The organism is Streptomyces sp. NPDC030814 (assembly GCF_055572155.1).
This window is the reverse complement of sequence record NZ_JBVIDX010000001.1, coordinates 564,439-585,805: the sequence shown is the minus strand read 5'-3', so window position 1 is coordinate 585,805 and position 21,367 is coordinate 564,439. Positions and strand designations below refer to the sequence as shown.

General features: G+C 72.3%; 18 protein-coding genes and 1 pseudogene. 10 read left to right on the top strand and 9 right to left on the bottom strand.

Going from position 1 to position 21,367, the window contains the following annotated elements:
• The first annotated feature begins 63 nt into the window (after positions 1 to 63).
• The 3 genes and pseudogenes from ACZ43N_RS02425 to ACZ43N_RS02415 all read left to right on the top strand — a co-directional run bounded on the left by ACZ43N_RS02425 (position 64) and on the right by ACZ43N_RS02415 (position 1,673).
• The gene (locus ACZ43N_RS02425; protein ID WP_468094467.1) at positions 64 to 945 is read left to right on the top strand and encodes a LysR family transcriptional regulator; all 882 of its coding nucleotides are present in this window, start codon (positions 64 to 66) and stop codon (positions 943 to 945) included.
• 163 nt (positions 946 to 1,108) lie between these two features.
• The gene (locus tag ACZ43N_RS02420) at positions 1,109 to 1,336 is read left to right on the top strand and encodes a hypervirulence associated TUDOR domain-containing protein (RefSeq protein WP_468094466.1); all 228 of its coding nucleotides are present in this window, start codon (positions 1,109 to 1,111) and stop codon (positions 1,334 to 1,336) included.
• Positions 1,337 to 1,396: 60 nt separating this feature from the next.
• Positions 1,397 to 1,673: pseudogene (locus ACZ43N_RS02415) on the top strand (DUF3140 domain-containing protein).
• Positions 1,674 to 1,890: 217 nt separating this feature from the next.
• Here ACZ43N_RS02415 and ACZ43N_RS02410 read toward each other — a convergent pair.
• Positions 1,891 to 2,286, bottom strand: coding sequence for a GNAT family N-acetyltransferase (locus ACZ43N_RS02410; protein WP_468094465.1), 396 nt, complete (start codon positions 2,284 to 2,286; stop codon positions 1,891 to 1,893).
• 291 nt (positions 2,287 to 2,577) lie between these two features.
• Complete coding sequence (locus ACZ43N_RS02405) at positions 2,578 to 3,129, bottom strand: GNAT family N-acetyltransferase (protein ID WP_468094464.1); 552 nt, start codon at positions 3,127 to 3,129, stop codon at positions 2,578 to 2,580.
• Positions 3,130 to 3,324: 195 nt separating this feature from the next.
• On the opposite strand from ACZ43N_RS02405, the gene ACZ43N_RS02400 reads away from it, so the two are divergent.
• Complete coding sequence (locus ACZ43N_RS02400; RefSeq protein WP_468094463.1) at positions 3,325 to 3,957, top strand: precorrin-8X methylmutase; 633 nt, start codon at positions 3,325 to 3,327, stop codon at positions 3,955 to 3,957.
• Positions 3,958 to 4,057: 100 nt separating this feature from the next.
• On the opposite strand, the gene ACZ43N_RS02395 is transcribed toward ACZ43N_RS02400, so the two are convergent.
• Positions 4,058 to 4,804, bottom strand: coding sequence for a cobalt-precorrin-6A reductase (locus ACZ43N_RS02395; RefSeq protein ID WP_468094462.1), 747 nt, complete (start codon positions 4,802 to 4,804; stop codon positions 4,058 to 4,060).
• Positions 4,805 to 4,822: 18 nt separating this feature from the next.
• Here ACZ43N_RS02395 and ACZ43N_RS02390 point away from each other — a divergent pair, with 18 nt between their 5' ends.
• Entirely contained in the window at positions 4,823 to 5,974 is a 1,152-nt protein-coding gene (locus ACZ43N_RS02390; protein WP_468094461.1) for a cobalt-precorrin-5B (C(1))-methyltransferase, read from the top strand.
• A gap of 147 nt (positions 5,975 to 6,121) precedes the next feature.
• Here the strand turns inward: ACZ43N_RS02390 and ACZ43N_RS02385 are convergent, their stop codons facing one another.
• Entirely contained in the window at positions 6,122 to 6,556 is a 435-nt protein-coding gene (locus tag ACZ43N_RS02385) for a dihydrofolate reductase family protein (protein WP_468094460.1), read from the bottom strand.
• A gap of 445 nt (positions 6,557 to 7,001) precedes the next feature.
• Between ACZ43N_RS02385 and ACZ43N_RS02380 the strand changes: the two genes are divergently transcribed.
• Complete coding sequence (locus ACZ43N_RS02380) at positions 7,002 to 7,787, top strand: DUF899 domain-containing protein (protein ID WP_468094459.1); 786 nt, start codon at positions 7,002 to 7,004, stop codon at positions 7,785 to 7,787.
• Positions 7,788 to 7,834: 47 nt separating this feature from the next.
• Here ACZ43N_RS02380 and ACZ43N_RS02375 read toward each other — a convergent pair whose 3' ends face one another.
• Positions 7,835 to 10,300 (bottom strand): ATP-binding SpoIIE family protein phosphatase, encoded by a 2,466-nt coding sequence (locus ACZ43N_RS02375; protein ID WP_468094458.1) that lies wholly within the window; start codon positions 10,298 to 10,300, stop codon positions 7,835 to 7,837.
• Positions 10,301 to 10,679: 379 nt separating this feature from the next.
• On the opposite strand from ACZ43N_RS02375, the gene ACZ43N_RS02370 reads away from it, so the two are divergent.
• Positions 10,680 to 12,374: a serine/threonine-protein kinase gene (locus tag ACZ43N_RS02370; protein ID WP_468094684.1), complete on the top strand. Its 1,695-nt coding sequence runs from the start codon at positions 10,680 to 10,682 to the stop codon at positions 12,372 to 12,374.
• A gap of 100 nt (positions 12,375 to 12,474) precedes the next feature.
• A complete protein-coding gene (locus tag ACZ43N_RS02365) occupies positions 12,475 to 13,143 on the top strand; it encodes a Pr6Pr family membrane protein (protein WP_468094457.1) in 669 nt (222 codons plus the stop codon).
• 59 nt (positions 13,144 to 13,202) lie between these two features.
• On the opposite strand, the gene ACZ43N_RS02360 is transcribed toward ACZ43N_RS02365, so the two are convergent.
• From ACZ43N_RS02360 to ACZ43N_RS02345, 4 genes are all read right to left on the bottom strand, one after another.
• Positions 13,203 to 14,807, bottom strand: coding sequence for a hypothetical protein (locus ACZ43N_RS02360; protein ID WP_468094456.1), 1,605 nt, complete (start codon positions 14,805 to 14,807; stop codon positions 13,203 to 13,205).
• Between the two features lie 871 nt (positions 14,808 to 15,678).
• Positions 15,679 to 16,581, bottom strand: coding sequence for an ATP-binding cassette domain-containing protein (locus ACZ43N_RS02355; protein ID WP_468094455.1), 903 nt, complete (start codon positions 16,579 to 16,581; stop codon positions 15,679 to 15,681).
• A gap of 8 nt (positions 16,582 to 16,589) precedes the next feature.
• The gene (locus tag ACZ43N_RS02350) at positions 16,590 to 17,666 is read right to left on the bottom strand and encodes an ABC transporter permease (RefSeq protein ID WP_468094454.1); all 1,077 of its coding nucleotides are present in this window, start codon (positions 17,664 to 17,666) and stop codon (positions 16,590 to 16,592) included.
• A gap of 5 nt (positions 17,667 to 17,671) precedes the next feature.
• Entirely contained in the window at positions 17,672 to 18,691 is a 1,020-nt protein-coding gene (locus ACZ43N_RS02345; protein ID WP_468094453.1) for a sugar ABC transporter substrate-binding protein, read from the bottom strand.
• 331 nt (positions 18,692 to 19,022) lie between these two features.
• Here ACZ43N_RS02345 and iolC point away from each other — a divergent pair, with 331 nt between their 5' ends.
• On the top strand, positions 19,023 to 19,979 hold the full coding sequence (iolC, locus tag ACZ43N_RS02340) for a 5-dehydro-2-deoxygluconokinase (protein ID WP_468094452.1): 957 nt from the start codon (positions 19,023 to 19,025) through the stop codon (positions 19,977 to 19,979).
• Positions 19,980 to 20,406: 427 nt separating this feature from the next.
• Positions 20,407 to 21,285 (top strand): Cgl0159 family (beta/alpha)8-fold protein, encoded by an 879-nt coding sequence (locus ACZ43N_RS02335; protein WP_468094451.1) that lies wholly within the window; start codon positions 20,407 to 20,409, stop codon positions 21,283 to 21,285.
• The last annotated feature ends 82 nt before the right edge of the window (positions 21,286 to 21,367 follow it).

Genomic DNA, 21,367 nt, shown 5'->3' with positions numbered 1-21,367 from the left:
CGCTAATCGAGTGTCACGATATTCTGAAGTACGCATATCCGACCCGATTGATATGGATGGCATATGGATCTGCGACACCTGAGGTACTTCGTGGCGGTGGCCGAGGAGCGCCACTTCGGGCGGGCCGCCGAGCGGCTCCACATGGCCCAGCCGCCGCTGTCCCAGCAGATCCGGCAGCTGGAGGCAGAGCTCGGCGTCGAGCTGTTCCGCCGCACCACCCGCCGCGTCGACGTCACCGAGGCCGGCCGCGCCTATCTCGCGCGGGCGCGGGCGATCCTCGCCGATGTCGACGAGGCCACCCACCACGCCCGGCGCGTCGCCGCCGGCACGGTGGGGCACCTCGCCATCGGGTGCGTGGGCTCGGCGACGTACAGCCTCCTGCCCGCCCTCTCGCGGCGACTGTCGGAGGAGCTTCCCGGCGTCGACTTCTCCTTCCGCGGGGAAATGCTCGCGCCCGACCAGGTCGAGGCCCTGCGCACCGGCGCGATCGACGTCGCACTGTTGCGCCCGACGGCGGCCGACCTCTCCCTCACCGTGCACACGCTGCGCCGGGACCGGCTCGTCGTCGCGGTACCGGTCGACCATCCTCTTGCCCGCCGGAAGCGGCTGCGGGCGGCGGACCTGGCCGATGCCGCCCTGATCGTGCACTCCGCCGACCGCCGCTCGGTGATGTACGACGTCGTCCTGGGCGTCCTGCGCGGCGCCGGCGTCGAGCCGCACATCCGCCACGAGGTCGGCGAGACGTCGACGCTGGTCACCCTGGTGGCCGGCGGCCTCGGCGTCGCGGTCGTGCCCGAGCCCGTGACCGCGTTGGCTCTCGACGGCGTGGCCTATCTGCCGCTGCTCGGGGCCGACGCACGCGTGGAACTGGCCGTCGCGCACCGCGCCGACCGCGCCGAGCCCCACCTGGAACGCGCCGTGGGGGTCATCCGGGCGGCCTTCTGAGGCGTCCGATCCAGGTCGGGGCGCGCAGGCCGGGTGCGCGGCGGAGCCCCGTACCCGGTGGTGCCGCAGTCGGCGCGCCGGGCCAAAGCTGCGACGCGGACGACATGCCCGCACGCTGGAAGTCGGGTAGCGAGCTGTCCACGACCGGGGGCAGGAGGACGACGTGGCGAACGACCGAGGCAAGGGCAGGAAGCTGGAGGAGGGGGACAAGGTCGCCTGGAGCAGTCACGGCGGTCACGCCGAGGGCGAGGTGGAGAAGGAGATCACCGAGCGGACGGAAGCCGCGGGCAGGACGGTGGATGCCTCGCCCGAGGACCCGCAGTACCAGGTCCGCAGTGACAAGTCCGGCCGCTCCGCGGTGCACAAGCCGTCCGCCCTGAGGAAGAAGTGACGCCGGGTGGAGGGCGCCGAGCGCCAGGAGACGTGGGACGAGTTCCGCGGGCTGGTGCACATGAAGCCGGACGAGCTGGGGGAGTGGCTGGATTCGGAGCGGTCGCACGGTGCCGGGCAGCACGAGGACGGCGGCGAGTCCACGGGACATGCCTCCGGCCGCCGGATCGTCGGCACCCTGCGCGCGGCGAGGGGCGACCTGTCGGACGACGACTACCGGCATATGCGGAAGGTCATCGGCCACATCCGGCGGCACCTCGCCCACGGCCCTCGGGTGACCTGCGGGACACCCGCTGGAGTACTCGCTCATGAACTGGGGACACGACCCACTCGTCTGACGGGCCCGCACGCACCACCGCGGCCCTTGCTCCGCACGGTCCGGCGCGCTTCCCGGGTGACGGGCCCGCACACACCACCGCGGCCCTTGCTCCGCACGGTCCGGCGCGCTTCCCGGGTGACGGGCCCGCACGCACCACCGCGGCCCTTGCTCCGCACGGTCCGGCGCGCTTCCCGGGAGGCGGGCGGCGCGGGCACCACCCGCCCGGCGTCAGCGCCTCACAGTGCGATCAGGCCTGCCGCCGTCTCCCTGAAGCCGCAGGCGTCGAAGTAGAACGGCCGCAGGTGCTCCTCGAAGTCCACGTGCAGCCATTGGCATCCCGCGTCACGGCTCCCTTCCGCCGCTGTCCTGATCAGCGCGGCCCCCACGCCGTTCGACCGGGCGCGGCGGGCCACGACCGTGTCCAGGACGAACGCGTGGGCTCCCCCGTCCCAGGCGACATTGACGAAGCCGACCAGATGACCCTGCTCCCGGGCACAGACCCAGCCGAGGCTGTGGCGCCTCAGCCGTGCCTGCCAGTCCGCCTGGCCGACCGGGTGACCGAACCCTTCGGCGTGCAGCTCGTTGAGGGCGGAGTTGTCGAAGTCGCCCCGCCACTCGTACGTGATCGTCATGGCGCCACCGTAGTGACGAGCGACCGTGCCGATCCTCGTCCCACCCGGTCTCCCCCGGCGGCGGACCCGGCCGGGCGGGGGTCGGACCGGGCCGGGCGCAGGGTGCGCGATCCGGAGGGTGGCGGCTCAGAGCTCCGAACAAAAGGGGAGTCCGATCAGCTTGCGGCGTATGGTGCGTGCGATCGCAAGGCGCCGGAAGCTCCTCGTAGCGGAGCTACTAGGGGCTTTCGGCAACGCGGCGAGCGTGCGTGCCAGACGCCGCGAGCCGGGCTCCCCCTTTGTTCGGAGCTCTCAGAGGACGAGGCTCATCAGGATGGCGTCCCGGTCGTCGCCGGGTGCGATGCGCAGCGCACCGGGCCAGCGGCCGACCTCCTCCCAGCCCAGTTTGCGGTAGAAGTCCTCCAGGCCCACTCCGCCGCGGGTGGAGAGTTGCAGGCGCTCCAGTCCCATCTCGTCCCGCGCGATGGGGCGGACGCGATGCATCAGCTCGGCGCCGATGCCCCGGCCCCGGAAACGCAGATGTGTCTGGACGTGGTTGACCGTGCCGCAGTGCGCGCCGAGCGGGTGCGGCTCTCGGCGGAGGACGAGCCAGCCGGCGAGCGCGCCGCCGACGGTGGCGACGAGGAGCCTGCCGCGCCCGGGGTGCAGGTTCCGGACGAGGCCGTCGACCACGGGGGCGACATCGTGCGTGCTCACCGGCAGCGGCGGGAACTCGGTGGCGAGGACCGCGCCACCCGCGTTGGCCACGCCCTCCCAGCAGTCGATGAGTTCCTTCCGCAGGCCCGGGGTGACGTCGTCGGGGCGGGTGAACTGCGCGAACTCCGAGCATCCGTGCACCGTCATGTCCGTCAGCGTGGCAGAAGCGCGGGCGGTGGCGCGCCGAGGTTCGTCATCCGAGGGCGGAGCGCAGCTCGGTGTGGGCCGTGGATATGCTCCCGTCCGGCGCCCGAGCCCGGCTGGAGTCCGCACGGCCCACGCCCCAGGCTGCGACGCCCGCAGGACAGCCGTAGGACGACCGAAGGCAGCGAGAAGAACACCGTGACCACGTACGACTACGAGAAGGACGGGGCGGCGATCTACCGCCAGTCCTTCGCCACCATCCGTGCGGAGGCCGACCTCGCGGGCCTGCCCGCCGACGTGAGCCAGGTCGCCGTCCGGATGATCCACGCCTGCGGAATGGTCGACCTCGTACGGGACCTGGCGTACTCGCCCGGTGTGGTGGCCCGCGCCCGCGAGGCGCTGCGCGCGGGGGCTCCGGTGTTCACGGATGTCCGGATGGTGGCCAGCGGAGTGACCCGCAAGCGGCTGCCCGCCGGCAACGACGTGGTGTGCACGCTCACCGACCCGGCCGTCCCGGAGCTGGCGGCCAGGCTCGGCACCACGCGCAGCGCCGCCGCGCTCGAACTGTGGCGGGACCGGCTGGAGGGCTCGGTCGTCGCCGTCGGCAACGCGCCGACCGCCCTGTTCCGGCTCCTGGAGATGATCGAGGAGGGCGGGCCCCGCCCGGCCGCCGTCATCGGCGTACCGGTCGGCTTCGTCGGCGCCGCCGAGTCCAAGGACGCCCTGGCCGCGAACACGTCGGGGCTCGAGTACCTCGTCGTACGGGGTCGTCGCGGCGGCAGCGCCATCGCCGCCGCCGCGCTCAACGCGATCGCGAGCGAGGAGGAGTGACGTGAGGGGGAAGCGCCGTCGTGGGCGGGGGCGAGGGCGGCACGGGTGTCGAGGGCGCGGGCCTGGCGGGCCTCGCTGACGCCGGAGGAGACATCCGTGGTCAGCGGGCCGTGAGGAGCTCGGCGACCCAGCGGGCCGCGGCCTCGGGGTCCGCCGCCGCGGGGACGTCCTCGGGCGCCGGGGGCCTGCGGACCACGACCACGGGCAGGCCGGCCTCGCGTGCGGCGGTGAGCTTCGGCGCGGTGGCCGCTCCCCCGCTGTCCTTCGTCACGAGGACGTCGACGCGGTGGCGGCGCAGCAGTGCGCGTTCCCCGTCGAGGGTGAAGGGGCCCCGGTCGAGGAGTACCTCCATACGGGCCGGGTGCGGGGCCTCGGGCGGGTCGACGGACCGTACGAGGAACCAGAGCGCGTCGAGGCCGGCGAAGGCGGCCAGGCCCACGCGCCCGGTGGTGAGGAACACCCGCCTTCCCAGTGCGGGCAGCAGGGTCGCGGCGTCCGCGAGGGACGCGGCCTCGTGCCAGTCGTCGCCGTCGCCGGGGACCCAGCCGGGGCGGCGCACGGCGAGCAGGGGAACATGGGCGTCGGCGGCGGCCCGCGCCGCGTGGAAACCGATGGTCCCGGCGAAGGGGTGGGTGGCGTCGATGAGTGCGTCCACCCGGTGCTCGCGCAGCCACACGGTGAGGCCCTCGGGTCCGCCGAAGCCGCCGACGCGGACCTCCCCCGGGGGCAGCCGGGGGCCGGCGACCCGTCCGGCGAGGGAGCTGGTGAGGGTCAGGCCGGGCGTGCCGTGGAGCAGTTCGGCGAGGCGGCGGGCCTCCGTGGTTCCGCCGAGTATCAGTACGTGCATGGGGGTCCGGGTCCGTTCATGAACAACAGTGACGAGCAGCGCGCCGGCGGGGCGGCCGGCGCGGCGAAGGGCGGTCGCGCGGCCCAACTCAAGCACACCGGGCTGCGGCCCGGCTGGACCACCGGTGCCTGCGCGACGGCCGCGGCGACGGCCGCGTACACCGCCCTGCTGACCGGGGAGTTCCCCGACCCGGTGACGATCACCCTGCCGAAGGGTCAGACCCCGTCGTTCGCGCTCGCCGCCGAAGAGCTGACGGACGCGTACGCCGTGGCGGGGATCGTGAAGGATGCGGGCGACGACCCGGACGTCACGCACGGTGCGCTGGTCCGGGCCACGGTCCGGCGGCTGCCCGCCGGGTCCGGGGTCGTCTTCAGGGCCGGTCCCGGCGTCGGGACGGTCACCCGCCCCGGTCTGCCCCTGCCCGTCGGCGAACCGGCCGTGAACCCGGTCCCCCGCCGGATGATGCGCGACCACGTCGCCGAGGTCGCCGCCCGCCACGGGGACACCGGTGACGTCGAGATCACCGTCTCCGTCGACCACGGCGAGGAGATCGCCCGCTCCACCTGGAACCCCCGGCTCGGCATCCTCGGTGGTCTGTCGATCCTCGGCACCACCGGCATCGTGGTGCCGTACTCGTGCTCGGCGTGGATCGACTCCATCCGGCGGGGTGTGGACGTGGCGAGGGCGGCGGGCCGTACGCATGTCGCCGGGTGCACGGGGTCGACGTCGGAGCGGACGGTCGTCGCCGAGTACGGTCTGCCGGAGGACGCGCTGCTGGACATGGGCGACTTCGCGGGCGCGGTTCTGAAGTACATCCGCCGTCACCCGGTCGACCGCCTGACGATCTGCGGCGGCTTCGCCAAGCTCTCCAAGCTCGCCGCCGGCCATCTCGATCTGCACTCCGGCCGCTCCCAGGTCGACAAGGGCCTCCTCGCCGAGCTGGCCCGGCGGGGCGGCGCGGACGAGACGCTGGCCGGCGAGGTGGCGGCGGCCAACACCGGGCTCGCCGCCCTCCAGCTGTGCGCGGCGGCCGGCGTGCCACTGGGTGACCTGGTCGCGACGGCGGCCCGCGACGAGGCCCTGGCTGTCCTGCGCGGGGCGCCGGTCGCCGTCGACGTGATCTGCGTCGACCGGGCGGGGGCGGTGGTGGGGCGCAGCGCGGTCGCCTGAGAACGCGGCTCACGGTCGCCTGGGAACGCGGCTCACGGTCGTCCGAGAACGCGGCTGGCGGTCGCGTGACAACCAAAGGCGGTCGCGCGCGGTCGCACTGTCGCCTGACGGCCGCCACCGTGGTGCGCGCCCGTGCGGGGTGAACGGTCACCTCATCACGCGGTACTTGAGGTGAGTGGCGAGCGGGGTGTCGACCACACGGACCGGGCGGAGGTCCCGTCGTCCGGCGCCCAGGTCCTCGAAGAGGCGGAGGCCGTCGCCGAGGAGTACGGGCACCACGTGGAGCTGGAGTTCGTCGATGAGCCCCTCCCTGAGGTACTGCCGTACGGTGTCGGCGCCGCCCGCGATGTCGACATTCCGTTCCCCGGCCGCGGCCCTGGCCTGGGCGAGGGCGCTGTGGATGCCGTCGGTGACGAAGGTGAAGGTGGTGCCGCCCTCCTTGACCAGGGTCGGCCGGGGGCGGTGGGTGAGCACGAAGACCGGCGTCCGGAACGGCGGGTTGTCGCCCCAGAACTCCTCACCCGTGTCGTACATCGTCCGGCCCATGACCACCGCCCCGGTGGCGTCGAACCACTCGCGCAACAGTTCGGAGTCTCGGTTCTCCCGCCCGCGTCTCGGTTCTCCCGCCCGCCGGTCATGCCCTGCCGCTCCCGCCAGCTCGCCAGGTCGTGGATCCTCTCGAAGAGCGGCTCGGCGCCGTCGCCTCCCGGGTTGTCGACGCGGATGTCGGTGCCGGCGATGCAGCCGTCGAGGGAGATGGCCAGATCCGCGGTCACGGTCACGGTGGGTCCTCCTGAGGTCGTGGGAGTACTGCTTCACTGTCACGTCGATCGGGAACCGCCGCATTCGACACCCCGACAGGGCCGGTTTCGGCGCAGGCTCGTCCCCGCACAGCGGGATGCCGGCGGGGCGGCGGCCGCCGCGACGAGTTCCGGGCGCAGCGGGAGTCTGTAGTGGTGACCGTCGTCAGACCTCGGGCTTCCGGTTCGGAACGGCGGTGCCCGGCACGAGACCCACGGAGGACACCATGACCAGCACGCCGGACGACCCGACCACCCCGCTGCCCGGCCGCCCGCCCGTCGTCGACCTGGCCACCTGGCAGGCCGCCCGTGACGAACTCCTGGTCCGCGAGAAGGCCCACACCCACGAGGGTGACGCGCTCGCGGCGGCGCGCCGCCGGCTGCCGATGGTGGAGTTCGACGGGACGGTCGAGGTCGTCGGCCCCGACGGCCCGGTCCCGTTCCTGGACCTGTTCCAGGGCCGGGAGGAACTCGTGGTCTACCAGCACATGTGGTACGACGGCGCGCCGCACCAGGGGCAGTGCGAGGGCTGCACCACCACGGCCTGGCACCTGAAGGACGCCGTCTATCTCAACGCCCGCGGCGTCTCGTTCGCCGTCCTGACGACGGGCCCGTGGGACGAGGTGGCCGCCTACGTCGCGTTCATGGGCTACACCCAGCCCTGGTACTCGGTGCGCGGACTGGACGAGCCGGTCGGCGGTGACATGGGCTACCTCACCTGCTTCCTCCGCGACGGCGACCGCGTGTTCCTCACCTACTCCACGACGGGCCGCGGCAACGAGAGGGTGAACGGGTCGCTGGGCCTGCTCGACATGACGCCGTACGGCCGCGGCGAGGCCTGGGAGGACAAGCCGGCGGGGTGGCCCGAGGGAGGCAGCCCCTGCTGGTCCTGGCGGTCCGACGCGGACGGCAACGCCACCTGGGGCCCGACCAGCCGCCCCGTCCCCCAGTGGTCCCGCCCCGGAGCGACCCCGGTGGACACGCTCGGCCGCCACGGCCACCACCACCACTGAGCCCCCTGCGGGGACGGTCCCGGCTCATGGACGTGCGGCTGCGGGGTCTAGTGTTCCGAGTCGGGGAGGCCGGCGGCGGCGTTCAGTTCGGCCCAGACCGTCTTGCCCTGGCGGGCGTGGCGGGTGCCCCAGCGTTCGGCGAGCTGGGCGACCAGCAGCAGACCGCGTCCTCCCTCGTCGAAGACCCGCGCCCGGCGCAGGTGGGGGGTGGTGCTGCCGGCGTCGGAGACCTCGCACAGGAGCGTGCGGTCGTGGATGAGCCGTAGCCCGATCGGGGGCCGGCCGTAGCGGATGGCGTTGGTGACCAGTTCGCTCACCACCAGCTCCGCGAGGAAGTCCAGCTCCTCCAGACCCCATGCGGCGAGTTGGCGCGAGACGTTCGCCCGGGCCAGGCCCACGGCTGCCGGGTCCGCCGCCAGGTCCCAGGTGGCGACCTGCGCGGCGCCGAGGGCGCGGGTGCGGGCCAGCAGCAGGGCGACGTCGTCCGGCGGACGGGCGGGAAGCAGCGCTTCCAGGACGGCGTCGCCGGTGGCCTCCAGGGAGGAGGCGGGACGGGCGAGGGCATCGCGCAGTCGGGCGAGGCCCTCGTCGATGTCATGGCCCCGCGCCTCCAGCAGCCCATCCGTGTAGAGGGCGAGCACACTGCCCTCCGGCCACTGGAACTCCACCGCCTCGAACGGCAGACCGCCCAGCCCCAGCGGTGGCCCCGGCGGCAGATCGAGAACCTCCACGACGCCGTCCGGAGCGATCACGGTGGGCAGCACGTGCCCCGCCCGCGCGAGAGTGCAGGAGCATGACACCGGGTCGTACACGGCGTAGAGGCATGTGGCACCGATGACACCGGCGGACTCGATGTCGGCCGGGGAAAGGGACGGCAACCCCTCTCCCCGCTGGACCTCGCCGGCCACGTCCGCGATGTCGCCGCCCTCCGCCTCCCCTTCCGCCTCGGCCGAAAGGCGGATGACGACGTCGTCGAGATGGGTGAGGAGTTCGTCAGGGGGCAGGTCGATGTCGGCGAGGGTGCGTACGGCGGTGCGGAGGCGCCCCATGGTGGCGGCGGCGTGGACGCCATGGCCGACGACGTCACCGACGACGAGGGCGACGCGAGCCCCGGAGAGCGGGATGACGTCGTACCAGTCGCCGCCGACGCCGGCCCTGTCACCGGCGGGCAGGTAGCGGCAGGCGACCTCCACGGCGGACTGCGGTGGCGTACGCGACGGGAGAAGGCTGCGCTGGAGGCTGATCGCGGTGGCGCGGGCATGCGTGTACCGGCGGGCGTTGTCCACGGCCACCGCCGCCCGCGCCGCGATCTCCTGGGCGAGGAGCAGGTCCTCGTCGTCGAACGGGTCGGACGCCCCTTGGCGGAAGAACTGCGCGACCCCCAACGTGGTTCCCCGGGCCCGCAACGGCACGACCAGCATCGAGTGCGTGGAGGGGGCCGAGGAGACGGGGGGCATCGACGGCGCCGGTGCGACCGTCGGGGGTGACGAGGGCGACGACGCCCAGGGGGCGGGTCGGGTCGGATGGACCGGGTCGGTCGGGTGGGTGCCGACGGCGTGGCCGCCGTCCGTCGTGGGCAGCGCCGGGTCGGGGGGCTCGCCGTCCACGCGGTCCCGGAAGGGATGCCCCGTGGCCAGGGCGCGGGCCGGAAGCGATCCGGCCGGGAAGGTGTGCGGTCTCGGAGGCGCGATCTTGGTCGTCGGCTCGAAGGCGGACCCCGGCTCGAAGACGGCCCGAGGCCCGGCCCCGGGCCCGGACTCCGCTTCGGACTCCTCCACCCCGGCCTCGGACTCGGGCTGGTCCTCTGATGCGGCCGAGGTTCGCCGGGCGAGCCGGCGCAGTACGAGCGGGTCCTCCGGCGGAGCGTCGTGGCCGTGCAGCGCGGAGTCGATGAGGTCGACGGTGACCAGGTCGGCGAAGGAACGGGAGGCCAGGCCGGCCAGCGGCTGGGTGGCGAAGTCCGCGAGTTCCTGGGTGGTGCGGGCGATGTCCAGGGTCGTACCGATGCGCACACTCGCCTCGTTCACCATCGACAGCCGCCCCCGTAGCCGCCGGTCCCGTTCCTCCTGGTACGCCACGACGCCCTGCTCCGACGAACGGTCCACGTACCCGGTGGCCGTCACGATCAGTCGACGGGCAGCCTCGCTGATCAGCGTGGCGTCGTCCGTGAGCCGTGCCAGCCCCTCGAGCAGCCGGTCGAGCATGACGCCCTGCCCGAGCCGGAAGGCCCGCAGCACCACGCTGATGGGCACGCCGTGCCGGGCCAGCCGGCGTACGCGGGTCAGCTCCGCGATCGGCTGTTCCAGGGCACGGGGATCGACTCGGTGCTCAAGTGCGGACAGGACGACGACCACGTGCTGGGCGACGTTCTCCGACGTCGTGGCGTCCGGGTACTCCCAGAGATCCGGCAGCTCAGTGCGCAGGCACCGCTCCACCTCGGCGATCAGCTCGTCCGCCTTCGAACCGAGCTCGCGCGCGACACGGGACACAAGACCGTCAGCCGTGGGGTCCACAGTTTCGACGGTACGCCGTGAGGCCGAGGAGGTGCGCGTCCTGGGGCTCCCGGGGCGGCCCGGCACAGGGACCCGGCGGACCGCGGCGCCCCACCGACCGGAACCGACCGGAACCGACCGATGACCGGACAGCACCGTCTCGACATGCGACCACCCGGGCGGTTGAAGGGCGGTCGTCGGAGCGCGGTCTTTGGGGTGCGGTCGTTCGAGCGCGCAGCGCGGTCTTTGGTGTGCGGTCGTTCGAGCGCGCAGCGCGGTCGTCGGAGTGCGGTCGTCGGAGCGCGGTCGGTTCGTCAGGCCCCGCCGTGAGGCCAGGGGCCGGGTCCGCCCGCAGGGCCCGTACAGGTGGCCGGATAAGGTGACGACCCGAATCGAACGTATGCAGGGCTGGCGGAGGCACGTGGTGTCGGACGTAGGGCGGCTCGTCGCCGGGCGCTATCGGCTCACGGAGCAGATCGGCCGCGGCGGTATGGGCACCGTGTGGCGGGGCGAGGACGAGGTCCTCGGCCGCCAGGTCGCGCTCAAACAGCTCCACGTACAGCCGCACCTGTCCCCGGACGAGCTGGCCACCCTGTATGAGCGCACCCGCCGCGAGGCCCGCAGTGCCGCCCGGGTCGCGCATCCGAACGTGATCGTCGTCCATGACGTCGTCGACGACGACGTGGACGGCGACGGCCGGCCCTGCATCGTCATGGAGTACGTCCCGGCGCCCACCCTCGCCGACCTCCTCACCGACGGCCGGACCCTACCGCCCCAGGAGGCGGCCCGGATCGGCCTGGGCATGATCACCGCGTTGCGCGCCGCGCACGCCGCCGGCGTACTGCACCGGGACGTCAAACCCGGCAACGTACTGCTCGGCCCGGAGGGCCGCGTCGTCCTCACCGACTTCGGCATCGCGATGACGGCCGACGCCTCGACGCTCACCAAGACCGGCGAGATGGTCGGCTCCATCCACTACATGGCCCCGGAACGCATCCGCGGCCAGAAGCCCGGCCCCGCCTCGGACCTGTGGGCGCTGGGCGCCACGCTGTATCAGGCGGTGGAGGGCCGCCCGCCGTTCCGCCGGCTGACCGCGATGGAGGCCGCTTACGCCATCGCCGTCGACCCACTGGAACCCCTGAAGCGGGGCGGCGTTCTGGAACCCCTCATCGAGGCCCTGCTGGTCAAGGAGCCCGACGACCGGCCCACGGCGGAGCAGACGGAGCAGGCACTGCGAGCCGTGCTGTCCGGCGCACCGACGACCGCACTGCCCAGGCCGACCGGCGCGGGCACGGCGGGCACAGCGGAAGTCCCCGGACCGCACGGGGACTCGGGTCGGCACACCACGGCGGGGGGAAGCCGCACCCTGACGGGAGCGGAATCGGGCACAGGGGCGCATGCGAAGTCGGCACGAGAGCCGGAACCGGGGCACGAGCACGGGCCGGGGCCGCACGGGGGCGCCGCTCCGCCCCGTAGTCCCCGACGGCGCCGTCGCGTCCTCGTCTCGCTGGTCGTCGCCGTGACCGTGGCCGCCACGGTGATCGGGGCCACCCTCTACGCGACGACGGCGACGACGGGTTCCGACGGGGACACCACTCCGAGCAGCCGTGGCGGCTCCCCCACCCCTGCCTACTCCCCGTCACCCGTGCCCGACGGCTTCCATCTGGTCAAGGAGAAGGACCTCGACGCGTCCTTCCCCGTCCCGGACGGCTGGAAGGTCGCCCAGCGGACCTCGGAAAGGGTGCTCTATATCGACACGACAGGCCTCGTCCGCCTCGAATTCGCCGTGGTCGACCCCGCGGGTTCGCACCCCATGGCCCACTTCACGGACATCGAGGCGAACACCAAGGTCAACTACCCCGGTTCCTACCGCAGGCTGCGTATGCAGAAGACGACGCTGCGGGGACAGCCGGCGGCCGTCTGGGAGTTCACCTTCCGGGGCCGTGCCCGGGCCTTCCGCGCCATCGACCTCGGCTTCGGGCGTGAGGGCGAGCGGGAGTACGACATCTACCTCTCGGCACCGGACCTGGAGTGGGACACGTACCGTCCCGTCTTCGACACGGTCAGGGACGGGTTCATCACTTCCGCGTCCTGAGGGGCGCGCGGACCGCCCCTGAGGTGATGCGTGACCGGGGCGCCGCCCTCGTACGGAGCAATGCGGGCCGCAGGCCCGGCCCGCCCGTACCTCTGGGCGCATGGCGCTCGCTCTCTCCCTGTCACGTATCGCCCTCGCCGTCCTGTCGGCCGTGGCCCTCGGCTTCGCGGGCCACGACGCCGCGACGTCGGCGACCGGCCTCGGGCGGTTCCTCGGCTACTTCACGATCCTGAGCGCCATGGCGGCCTGCGTCGTCCTCCTGGTCGGCGGCGCGGCGGGGCTGAGCGGCGAGCGCGGTGGGCGGCACGGGGTGCCGGACATGGTGCGCGGTGCGGTGGTGCTGTACACGACGATCAGCGGACTGCTGTTCGGGCTGTTCCTGACCGGGTTCCACGACACGCTGATGCCGTCCTGGGTGGACCATGTGCTGCACCGGATGCTGCCGCTGGTCATGATCGCCGACTGGCTGGTCGACCCGCCGCGCCGCCGCGTCCGCTATCCGCGCGCCGCGTCCTGGCTGATCCTCCCCCTCCTCTACGTCGGCTACGGCCTGGCCCGCGGGGCGGTGACCGACTGGTACACGTACCCGTTCCTGGATCCGGACCGGGGCATCGGCGGTTATGGGCGGGTCGCCGTGGCGTGTCTGCTGCTGGCGGCGCTGTTCGTGGTGGTCGGCGTGGCGGTGGTGAAGGCGGGCAACACCGTCGGGGCGCGCCGCCGTCCACGGAACTTCAAGGGCGGGGCGCACCGCCGGACGGGGCCCGGGTGAGACGTGGCGGCCCGCGGCCCCGGGTGGGCGCGCGCGTCGTGCCCTCCCGCCGCTGTCGCCTACGGTCCCGTCGGTGCCACATGCAGCCGGAACCCGGCGGCCTCATGGACGGGCCAGGCACGGGCGTACTCGGGCGGGGCACCGCCCGGTGCCACGAGGGCGGCGACCGGGATGCGTTCGGCGGTGCGCAGGATGCCCTCGCGGGTGGTGTTGGCGTTGTTGCCGTGGACGGCGGCGGAGGAGCAGCCGGCGTAGAACCCGATCGGGATGGCGTAGTCGCCCGTGAGCAGGCAGGGCGGTCGTACGCCCAGGCGGCGCAGGTCGGCGGCGACCCGGTCCCAGTCGCGGTGCCAGGTGGTGGTGCGTTCCACGGTCCGTGCCAGCACGGCGTACTGCACGGCCAGGTGCCCGACGAGCGCGAGCGCCACGAGCGTCCCCGCCACCGGCCGCCAGGCTCCGCCCGGTCCGGTGACAAGGCTCAGGAGTCCCGTGGCGAGGGGGATCGCGAGCAGGGCGTACGCGGGGAGCATGAACCGGGGTGCGGCGTATCCGATGAAGAAGAGGTAGGGCAACGCGGCAGTCGTGGCGCAGGCCAGCAGGATCAGCGTGGGTGCGGGGCGTCGCGCCCGGAACGCCACGGCCGCCCCGATCGCGGCGAGCACCGGCAGGGCGAACCACCACGCGTAGGCCGCCATGTGCGGCAGCTCACCGGTGCAGGGGCGGCACAGAGTGCGCCCTCCCAGACTGCGCAGCTGGTCGTCGACGGCGATGTTCCACCCCAGGCCGCCCTGGACGCGGGACGCGTCGGCCAGCCGCTGGGCGAGCCCCCCGTAGTGGGCGTACGCCTCAGCGACCCAGGCTCCCGCGCCGGTGCCGAGTCCGACCGCCATCGCCGCCAGCAGCCGGGGCTGCCGCCATCTGCGCACCCCGACCAGCAGGACGAACAGCGGCAGGGTCACCCACACTGCGTCGGTGGGCCGCATCCAGGCGACCAGCGCGGTGCCGGCGGCGGCGCCCCAGAGAGCCGTACCGCCGACCGGGCGCGTCCGGCCCTCTGCCCGCGTCTGCGCCTGCGCCTGTGCCCGTACCTGTGCCTGTGCCCGTGCCCGTACCTGTGCCTGTGCCCGTGCCCGTGCCTGTGCCTGTGCCTGTGCCTGTGCCTGTGCCTGTGTCTGTGTCTGTGCCTGAACGAAGCATCCCGCCGTGACGAGGGCTCCGATGGCGACCCAGTAGTTGGGCATGGCCTGCGGCCCGTAGAAGAGGGTCACCCACAGGGTGGCGAACAGCGCCCCCGCGAGCGCCAGCACCCGCGTGGGGAACAGCCCGCGCCACACCCGCAGCCCGAGATAGAGCCCCGCCCCGGACAGCACCGCCAGATAGATTCGCAGCACTTCGGTGGACGACGACCAGGCCACGACCGGCGCGACGAGCAGGGGAACACCGCGTGCACGGGGCGCGCTGAAGAACGCGGCCGGCGTGTGCGGGCTGACCTGGCTGACGTACACCGTCTCGTCCCAGCCCAGCCCCATCCCCGGCGGGACGAGGACGAGTTGGGCGAGCGTGAACGCTCCGGCCACGACGGCCAGCGGAGCGCGGACCGGTGACACGGCCGGCGGCACGCTGACGGGTGCGGTGAGTGGCGGGGCGTTCGAGCTGATGCGCATGACCCATCCCTGTGACACGCAATGAAAAAGCCGAAAATCCTCCTAAACCACCAAAGGATTGGTCATCGCCCGGGGCCATCGAGGCACGCCGCACCGACCCGCGGACGGCTTCACCCGCCCGCCCCAATGCACACTCCCGCCCTTTTCCTCCCGACCCCTGCCCCTGCCTTCCTGCCCCTGCCTTCCTGCCCCTGCCCCTGCCCCTGCCCCTGCCCCTGCCCCTGCCCCTGCCCCTGCCCAAGCGTGCGCCGTGTGGATCGCCACACGTCCGTACGGCACTTCGACCACCGCCCCTGGCAGTTCGAGAGGGAGGCGTCGGAGCGGCGACAGCGCACCGCGCAACGGCGGCGGCAAGGGTCTCTGGCGGCGACAGTGAGGTGGGCGAACGGTGCTACGTGGCCGAGTCGGCGGCGGTCTTCCCCGACCTCCTCCGCCTCGGCGACAACTCGTACATCGCCGCCCATGCCTACGTCACCGGCGACCTCACCACGGGCACCGACTGCACCCTGAACCCCTTCACCGTGGTCCGCGGCACCGTCACCCTCGGCTACGCCGCACGCGTAGGCGGCCACCCCTCGCTCCTCGGCTTCAGCCACTCACATTCGTCGAGGGACTGCACACGGGGTGGTTCTCGCCGATGCGCCGGCTCGGGGCGGCCGGCGCGCCCCTGTGCTTGCTCTCCGCCACCGATGCCGCTCTTGCGCGCCTCTTCCCAGCGGCCGAGCACCCCCGCCGTGTCCGCGTCGCGAAGGACGAACGGCCGTGATCGTCGGGACGTCTCTCCTGGCGGCTCCTTGCGGTGGAGGAGCGGGCCAGGAAAGTCGTCCTGACGACACGGCCGTCGTCGTCGTGGGTGTCGAAGGGGCGGGCGTCAGGCCGCGCCGTCCTTCGGGGCGGCCACGGGAGCGGTGAGGTCCTCCTCTTCGGGGAGCTCGTCCACGTCCACCCCGCGCACCTGGGCCAGCTCGTGCTTGAGGGCGGCGAGTTCCGTGCCGCCCGCCATGTGGTTGGTGAGTTCCTCCAGGGTGACCTGGTCGCGGGCGGCCGAGAGTTCCATCGTGCCGAGGCGCAGGACGCTGAAGTGGTCGCCGACCATGTAGGCGTGGTGGGGGTTGTGGGTGATGAAGATGACGCCGAGGCCGCGGTCGCGGGCGGCGGCGATGTACTTCAGGACCACACCCGACTGCTTCACGCCGAGCGCCGCCGTGGGCTCGTCGAGGATGAGGACGCGGGCGCCGAAGTAGACGGCGCGGGCGATGGCCACGCACTGGCGCTGGCCTCCGGAGAGGGTGCCGATGGGCTGTTCCAGGTCGTCCAGGACGATGCCCATGTTGCGCAGCTCGGTGTCCGCGGTCTGCTTCATCTTCTCGATGTCGAGGCGGCGCAGCGGCCAGGGGCCCTTCGTCATCTCCGAGCCGAGGAAGAAGTTCCGCCACACCGGCATCAGGGGGACCGTGGCGAGGTCCTGGTACACGGTGGCGATCCCGGCGTCGAGCGCCTCGCGAGGGGTGGTGAAGCGTACCGGCGTGCCGTCGACCAGGAACTCGCCCTCGGTGTGCTGGTGCAGGCCCGAGATGATCTTGATCAGGGTGGACTTGCCGGCGCCGTTGTCGCCCAGGACGCAGGTGACCTTGCCGGGGTGGACGGTCAGGTCCACGCCGTGCAGGGCACGGACGTTGCCGTACGCCTTGCCCGCGCCGCGCAGTTCCACCACCGGGATGTCGGTGGCGGGGGTCGCGTCGGACGGGGCGGCCGTCGTGTTCGTGGGTGTCATGGGGTGGTTCACCTCCGGGTCGCCTGGCGGCGGACCCACAAGTTGACGAGGGCGGCGATCAGGAGCATCACACCGAGGAAGGCCTTGAACCAGTCGGGGTTCCAGTTGGCGTAGACGATGCCCTGGTTGACCATGCCGAAGATGAAGGCACCGATGACCGGGCCGATCGCCGAGCCGTAGCCGCCGGTCAGCAGGCAGCCGCCGATCACCGCCGCGATGATGTAGAGGAACTCGTTGCCCACGCCCTCGTTGGACTGCACCGTGTTGAACGAGAACAGCAGGTGCATGCCCACGAACCAGGCCCCGGCACCCACGCCCATGAAGAGGGCGACCTTGGTGAAGTTCACGGGCACGCCGACGGCCCGCGCGCTGTCCTGGTTGCCGCCGACCGCGAAGATCCAGTTGCCGAACTTGGTGCGCAGCAGCAGCCACGTGGCGATCGCCGCGAACACCAGCCAGTAGAAGATCGTGATCTTGAAGTCGACGCCGCCGATCGTCACCTCGGAGGCGAAGACGCTCTTGGCCTGGTCGAAGCCGTCCATGTCGGCGATCGAGTCGGACGCCACGTTGCCGGTGAAGATCTTCGTCACGGCCAGGTTTGAGCCTTGCAGGATCAGGAACGACCCCAGGGTCACCAGGAAGCTCGGCAGACCGGTCCTGATGAGCAGCCAGCCGTTGAACGCGCCCACCGCCAGCGACACGATCAGCGCGACGATCACGCCCGTCCACACGTTCACCGTCAGCTGGAAGCTGAGGATCGAGGCGGTCAGTGCGGAGGTGGTGACCGCGACACCGGCGGACAGGTCGAACTCCCCGCCGATCATCAGCAACGCCACCGGCAGCGCCATGATGCCCATCACGGACGCCTGGTAGAGCACGGTCGCCAGCGAGCCGGCCTCGCGGAAGGAGGGGGCGACGGCGAAGAAGAAGATGTACACACCGATCGCGGCGATCAGCGCGCCGACCTCGGGGCGGGCCAACAGGCGTCGACCCAGGGAGCGTTCGACGGTGCGGCCGTCCTTCTGGGCGGCCGGCGGAGCCGGCGGCGAGGGGGAGCTCGCCGCCGGTGCCGTTGCTTGGGTCATTCAGATCACCGGGTGCCCTTCGCGGCGAACTTGGCGATCGTGTCGACGTTGTCCTTGTCCACGAAGGCCGGGCCCGTCAGGACCGGCTCCTCACCGCCGCCGCTGTAGTTGCCGTTGTTCTTGTAGAGCCACAGGGAGTCGATCGCCAGGTAGCCCTGCAGGTAGGGCTGCTGGTCGACGGCGAACTCGATGTCGCCCGCCTTGATGGCGTCCGTCAGCTCCTTGTTGAGGTCGAACGTGGCGACCTTCGCCTTGCTGCCGGCGTCGTCGACCGACTGCACGGAGGTCAGGGCGATGGGTGCGCCGAGCGCGACGACCTCGTCGATCGAGGAGTCCTGCTTCAGCTTGGCCGTGACGGTGGACTTCACCGAGGGCATGTCCGTGCCGTTGACGTACAGGTTCTCGGTCTTGCCCTTGAAGGTCTTCTTCACACCGGCGCAGCGGGCTTCGAGGGAGACGTTGCCCTGCTCGTGGATCACACAGATCGCATGCTTGGCACCGGTCTCGTTGAGCTTCTTGCCGAAGGCCTCACCGGAGACGGTCTCGTCCTGGCCGAAGAAGGAGAGCAGACCCTGCTGCTGCCAGACGTCCATGCCGGAGTTGAGGCCGACGACGGGGATGCCCGCCTTCTTCGCCTTGGCGATGACGTCCTTCATCGCGTCGGGCTTGGCGAGGGTGACGGCGATGCCGTCGACCTTCTGGTCGATCGCGTTCTGGACGAGGTTGGCCTGGTTGGCCGCGTTCGGGTCGTTCGAGTAGACCAGCTTGACGTTGTCCTTGGCGGCGGCGGTCTGGGCACCCTTGCGGACGATGTCCCAGAAGGTGTCGCCCTGCCCGGCGTGGGTCACCAGCGCGACGGTCATCTTGGGGGTGTCGGCCTTGCCCGCGGAGGCGTTCGTCCCGCCCTCCTTGGCCTCCTTCCCGCCTGAGTCGCTGGAGCATCCGGCTATGAGCATCGCGGACGCCGCGGCGATGGCGAAAAAGGGAGCCACTCTGCGCGAGCGGGACTGAAACGTGCGGTCCATCTTTCCTGCACCTCACTGTGCGACAGGGGGAAAGGGAACGGGACAGCGTCGGGCGGCATGCCCGCGCGAGCCCGGACCTGAAGTCCGGATCATTGTGCCGGTAGGCCGGCTGCGCTGTTTCGTTGGGACGGGATACAAACCCCTGGCACACCCAGCTGTCAAGACTTTGTTAAGACATCATTTCACAAGCAGGTCCGAATGTCCGTACAAAGTATTGACAGCGGCTCGCTCCGGGCCCTACACCTGGGATACATCCGGCCCCCGTGTGTGCGCATCCCCCGTGCCCACGGTCCTCGGCCGGCCCGCATCCCCCACCCGAGGAGCGACGCGCATGCCCGAGTCCGCCGAGTCCTTCGATCTCATCACCATGGGTCGCATCGGAGTGGATCTGTATCCACTGCAGACCGGTGTGCCGCTCGCCCGCGTCGAGTCCTTCGGCAAGTTCCTCGGCGGCTCCGCCTCCAACGTCGCGGTGGCGGCGGCGCGGCTCGGTAACACGGCCGCCGTGATCACGCGGACCGGAGACGACCCCTTCGGCGTGTTCCTGCACGAGGCGCTCAAGGAGTTCGGCGTCGACGACCGGTTCGTCACGTCCGTCGCCGCCCATCCCACGCCGGTCACGTTCTGCGAGATCTTCCCGCCGGACGACTTCCCGCTCTACTTCTACCGGCTCCCCAAGGCCCCGGACCTGGAGATCCACACCGACGAGCTGGACTTCTTCGCCGTCCGTGCGGCGCGGGTCTTCTGGATCACCGGCACCGGCCTGAGCGAGGAGCCGAGCCGCTCCGCCACGCTCGCCGCGCTCAAGGCCCGCGGCCCGGGCGGCATCACCGTGTTCGACCTGGACTGGCGCCCCATGTTCTGGCCTGACCCGGAGACCGCCCGCCCGTACTACGCCGAGGCCCTGCGGCACTCCACGGTGGCCGTCGGCAACCTCGAGGAGTGCGAGGTCGCCACCGGCGTACGGGAACCCCGGGCCTGTGCGGAGGCGCTGCTGGATGCGGGGGTGGAGCTGGCCGTCGTCAAGCAGGGCCCCAAGGGCGTCCTCGCCGTCCACCGTGACGGCACGGTCGCCGAGGTGCCGCCCGTGCCGGTCGAGGTCGTCAACGGGCTCGGCGCGGGCGACGCCTTCGGCGGCTCCCTCTGCCACGGGCTGCTGCGCGGCTGGGACCTGGAGCGGATCATGCGGTACGCCAACGCCGCCGGCGCCCTCGTCGCCTCCCGCCTCGCCTGCTCCTCGGCGATGCCGACGGAGAGGGAGGTGGAGAAGTTGATGACGGGTGGATGACCCTGCGGGTTGCCGCCCCGCGGCCGCCGGGTCGCTGCCGCTGCGGATTCGCCCCTCGGCCGCCGGGTCGCTGCCGCCGGGGTTCATTCCCGCCGGGTTTCGACGGCCGGTTTGTCGACTGCCGGTAGGTGGGGGGCCGGTAGGTGGGGGGCCGGTCGCGCAGTTCCCCGCGCCCCTGAAGGGACGGGCCTGCGGCCCGCCCTCCATCGAAAGGCAAGGGGCGCAGCCTCTGCTTTCGGGCAGGCGCAGCCCCTGTTTCGGGCGGTCCGCAGGGCCGTTTCGGCTGTCGGCCCGCAGGGCCGTTCAGGGGCGCGGGGAACCGCGCGAGCACCCCCACCCGCCCGCACCCGCAAGAACCACACGCACCCCCGCGCCATGAGGCGCCCGAAGAGGTCGAAGGGGCACCGCCCCTGGAACGGAGCCCGAGTTGACCATCAACATCCCCGACCTGGTGTCCGTGCGCGCACGCCACCCCGAGGCCGTCGCCGAGGCGGCGGCGCGCCGTGTCCGCCGTCCGCTGATCGGTGACAGCGGCCGTCTGATGATCGTGGCCGCCGACCACCCGGCCCGCGGCGCCCTCGGCGTCGGCGGGCGCCCCCTCGCCATGGCCGACCGGGCCGGTCTCCTCGAACGCCTCTGTGTCGCACTGTCGCGGCCCGGCGTGGACGGTGTGCTCGCCACCGCCGACATCCTGGAGGACCTGCTGCTCCTGGGTGTCCTGGAGAACAAGGTCGTCATGGGCTCCCTCAACCGCGGCGGGCTCGCCGGGGCCTCCTTCGAGATGGACGACCGCTTCACCGGCCACCGCCCCGAGGACATCGAGCGCCTCCGTTTCGACGCGGGCAAGCTGCTGCTGCGCGTCGACTACGACGACCCCGGCTCCCTGCGGACCCTGCACTCCACGGCCCGGGCGGTCGACGACATGGCGGCGCGCCGACTGCCGCTGTTCGTGGAGCCGTTCATCTCGCGCCGCGTGGACGGCCGGGTCCGCAACGACCTGAGCGCCGAGGCCGTCACCCGGTCCATCGCCATCGCCGCGGGCCTCGGCGGCACCTCCGCGTACACCTGGCTCAAGCTGCCCGTCACCGACGACACCGACGCCATGGCCGAGGTCCTGGAGACCTCCACCCTGCCCGTCGTACTGCTGGGCGGCGAGGTGGGGAAGGATCAGGACGGCGCCTACGAGAAGTGGCGCAAGGCCCTGCGGCTGCCCACCGTCCAGGGCCTGGTCGTCGGCCGCTCCCTGCTCTATCCCGCCGAGGGCAGCGTGGAGACCGCGGTCGACACGGCGGTCGGGCTGCTCTGAGTCCGGAGTACGGACACCGAGACGCACCCGCACCCGCACCCGCACCCGCACCCGCAAGCACAAGCACAAGCACAAGCACAAG

Coding starts and splice junctions, on each gene's coding strand:
- ACZ43N_RS02425 (WP_468094467.1), top strand. CDS start 64: ATGGATCTGCGACACCTGAGGTACTTCGTGGCGGTGGCCGAGGAGCGC.
- ACZ43N_RS02410 (WP_468094465.1), bottom strand. CDS start 2,286: ATGACGATCACGTACGAGTGGCGGGGCGACTTCGACAACTCCGCCCTC.
- ACZ43N_RS02405 (WP_468094464.1), bottom strand. CDS start 3,129: ATGACGGTGCACGGATGCTCGGAGTTCGCGCAGTTCACCCGCCCCGAC.
- ACZ43N_RS02395 (WP_468094462.1), bottom strand. CDS start 4,804: ATGCACGTACTGATACTCGGCGGAACCACGGAGGCCCGCCGCCTCGCC.
- ACZ43N_RS02390 (WP_468094461.1), top strand. CDS start 4,823: ATGAACAACAGTGACGAGCAGCGCGCCGGCGGGGCGGCCGGCGCGGCG.
- ACZ43N_RS02380 (WP_468094459.1), top strand. CDS start 7,002: ATGACCAGCACGCCGGACGACCCGACCACCCCGCTGCCCGGCCGCCCG.
- ACZ43N_RS02370 (WP_468094684.1), top strand. CDS start 10,680: ATGCAGGGCTGGCGGAGGCACGTGGTGTCGGACGTAGGGCGGCTCGTC.
- ACZ43N_RS02365 (WP_468094457.1), top strand. CDS start 12,475: ATGGCGCTCGCTCTCTCCCTGTCACGTATCGCCCTCGCCGTCCTGTCG.
- ACZ43N_RS02360 (WP_468094456.1), bottom strand. CDS start 14,807: ATGCGCATCAGCTCGAACGCCCCGCCACTCACCGCACCCGTCAGCGTG.
- ACZ43N_RS02355 (WP_468094455.1), bottom strand. CDS start 16,581: ATGACACCCACGAACACGACGGCCGCCCCGTCCGACGCGACCCCCGCC.
- ACZ43N_RS02350 (WP_468094454.1), bottom strand. CDS start 17,666: ATGACCCAAGCAACGGCACCGGCGGCGAGCTCCCCCTCGCCGCCGGCT.
- ACZ43N_RS02345 (WP_468094453.1), bottom strand. CDS start 18,691: ATGGACCGCACGTTTCAGTCCCGCTCGCGCAGAGTGGCTCCCTTTTTC.
- iolC (WP_468094452.1), top strand. CDS start 19,023: ATGCCCGAGTCCGCCGAGTCCTTCGATCTCATCACCATGGGTCGCATC.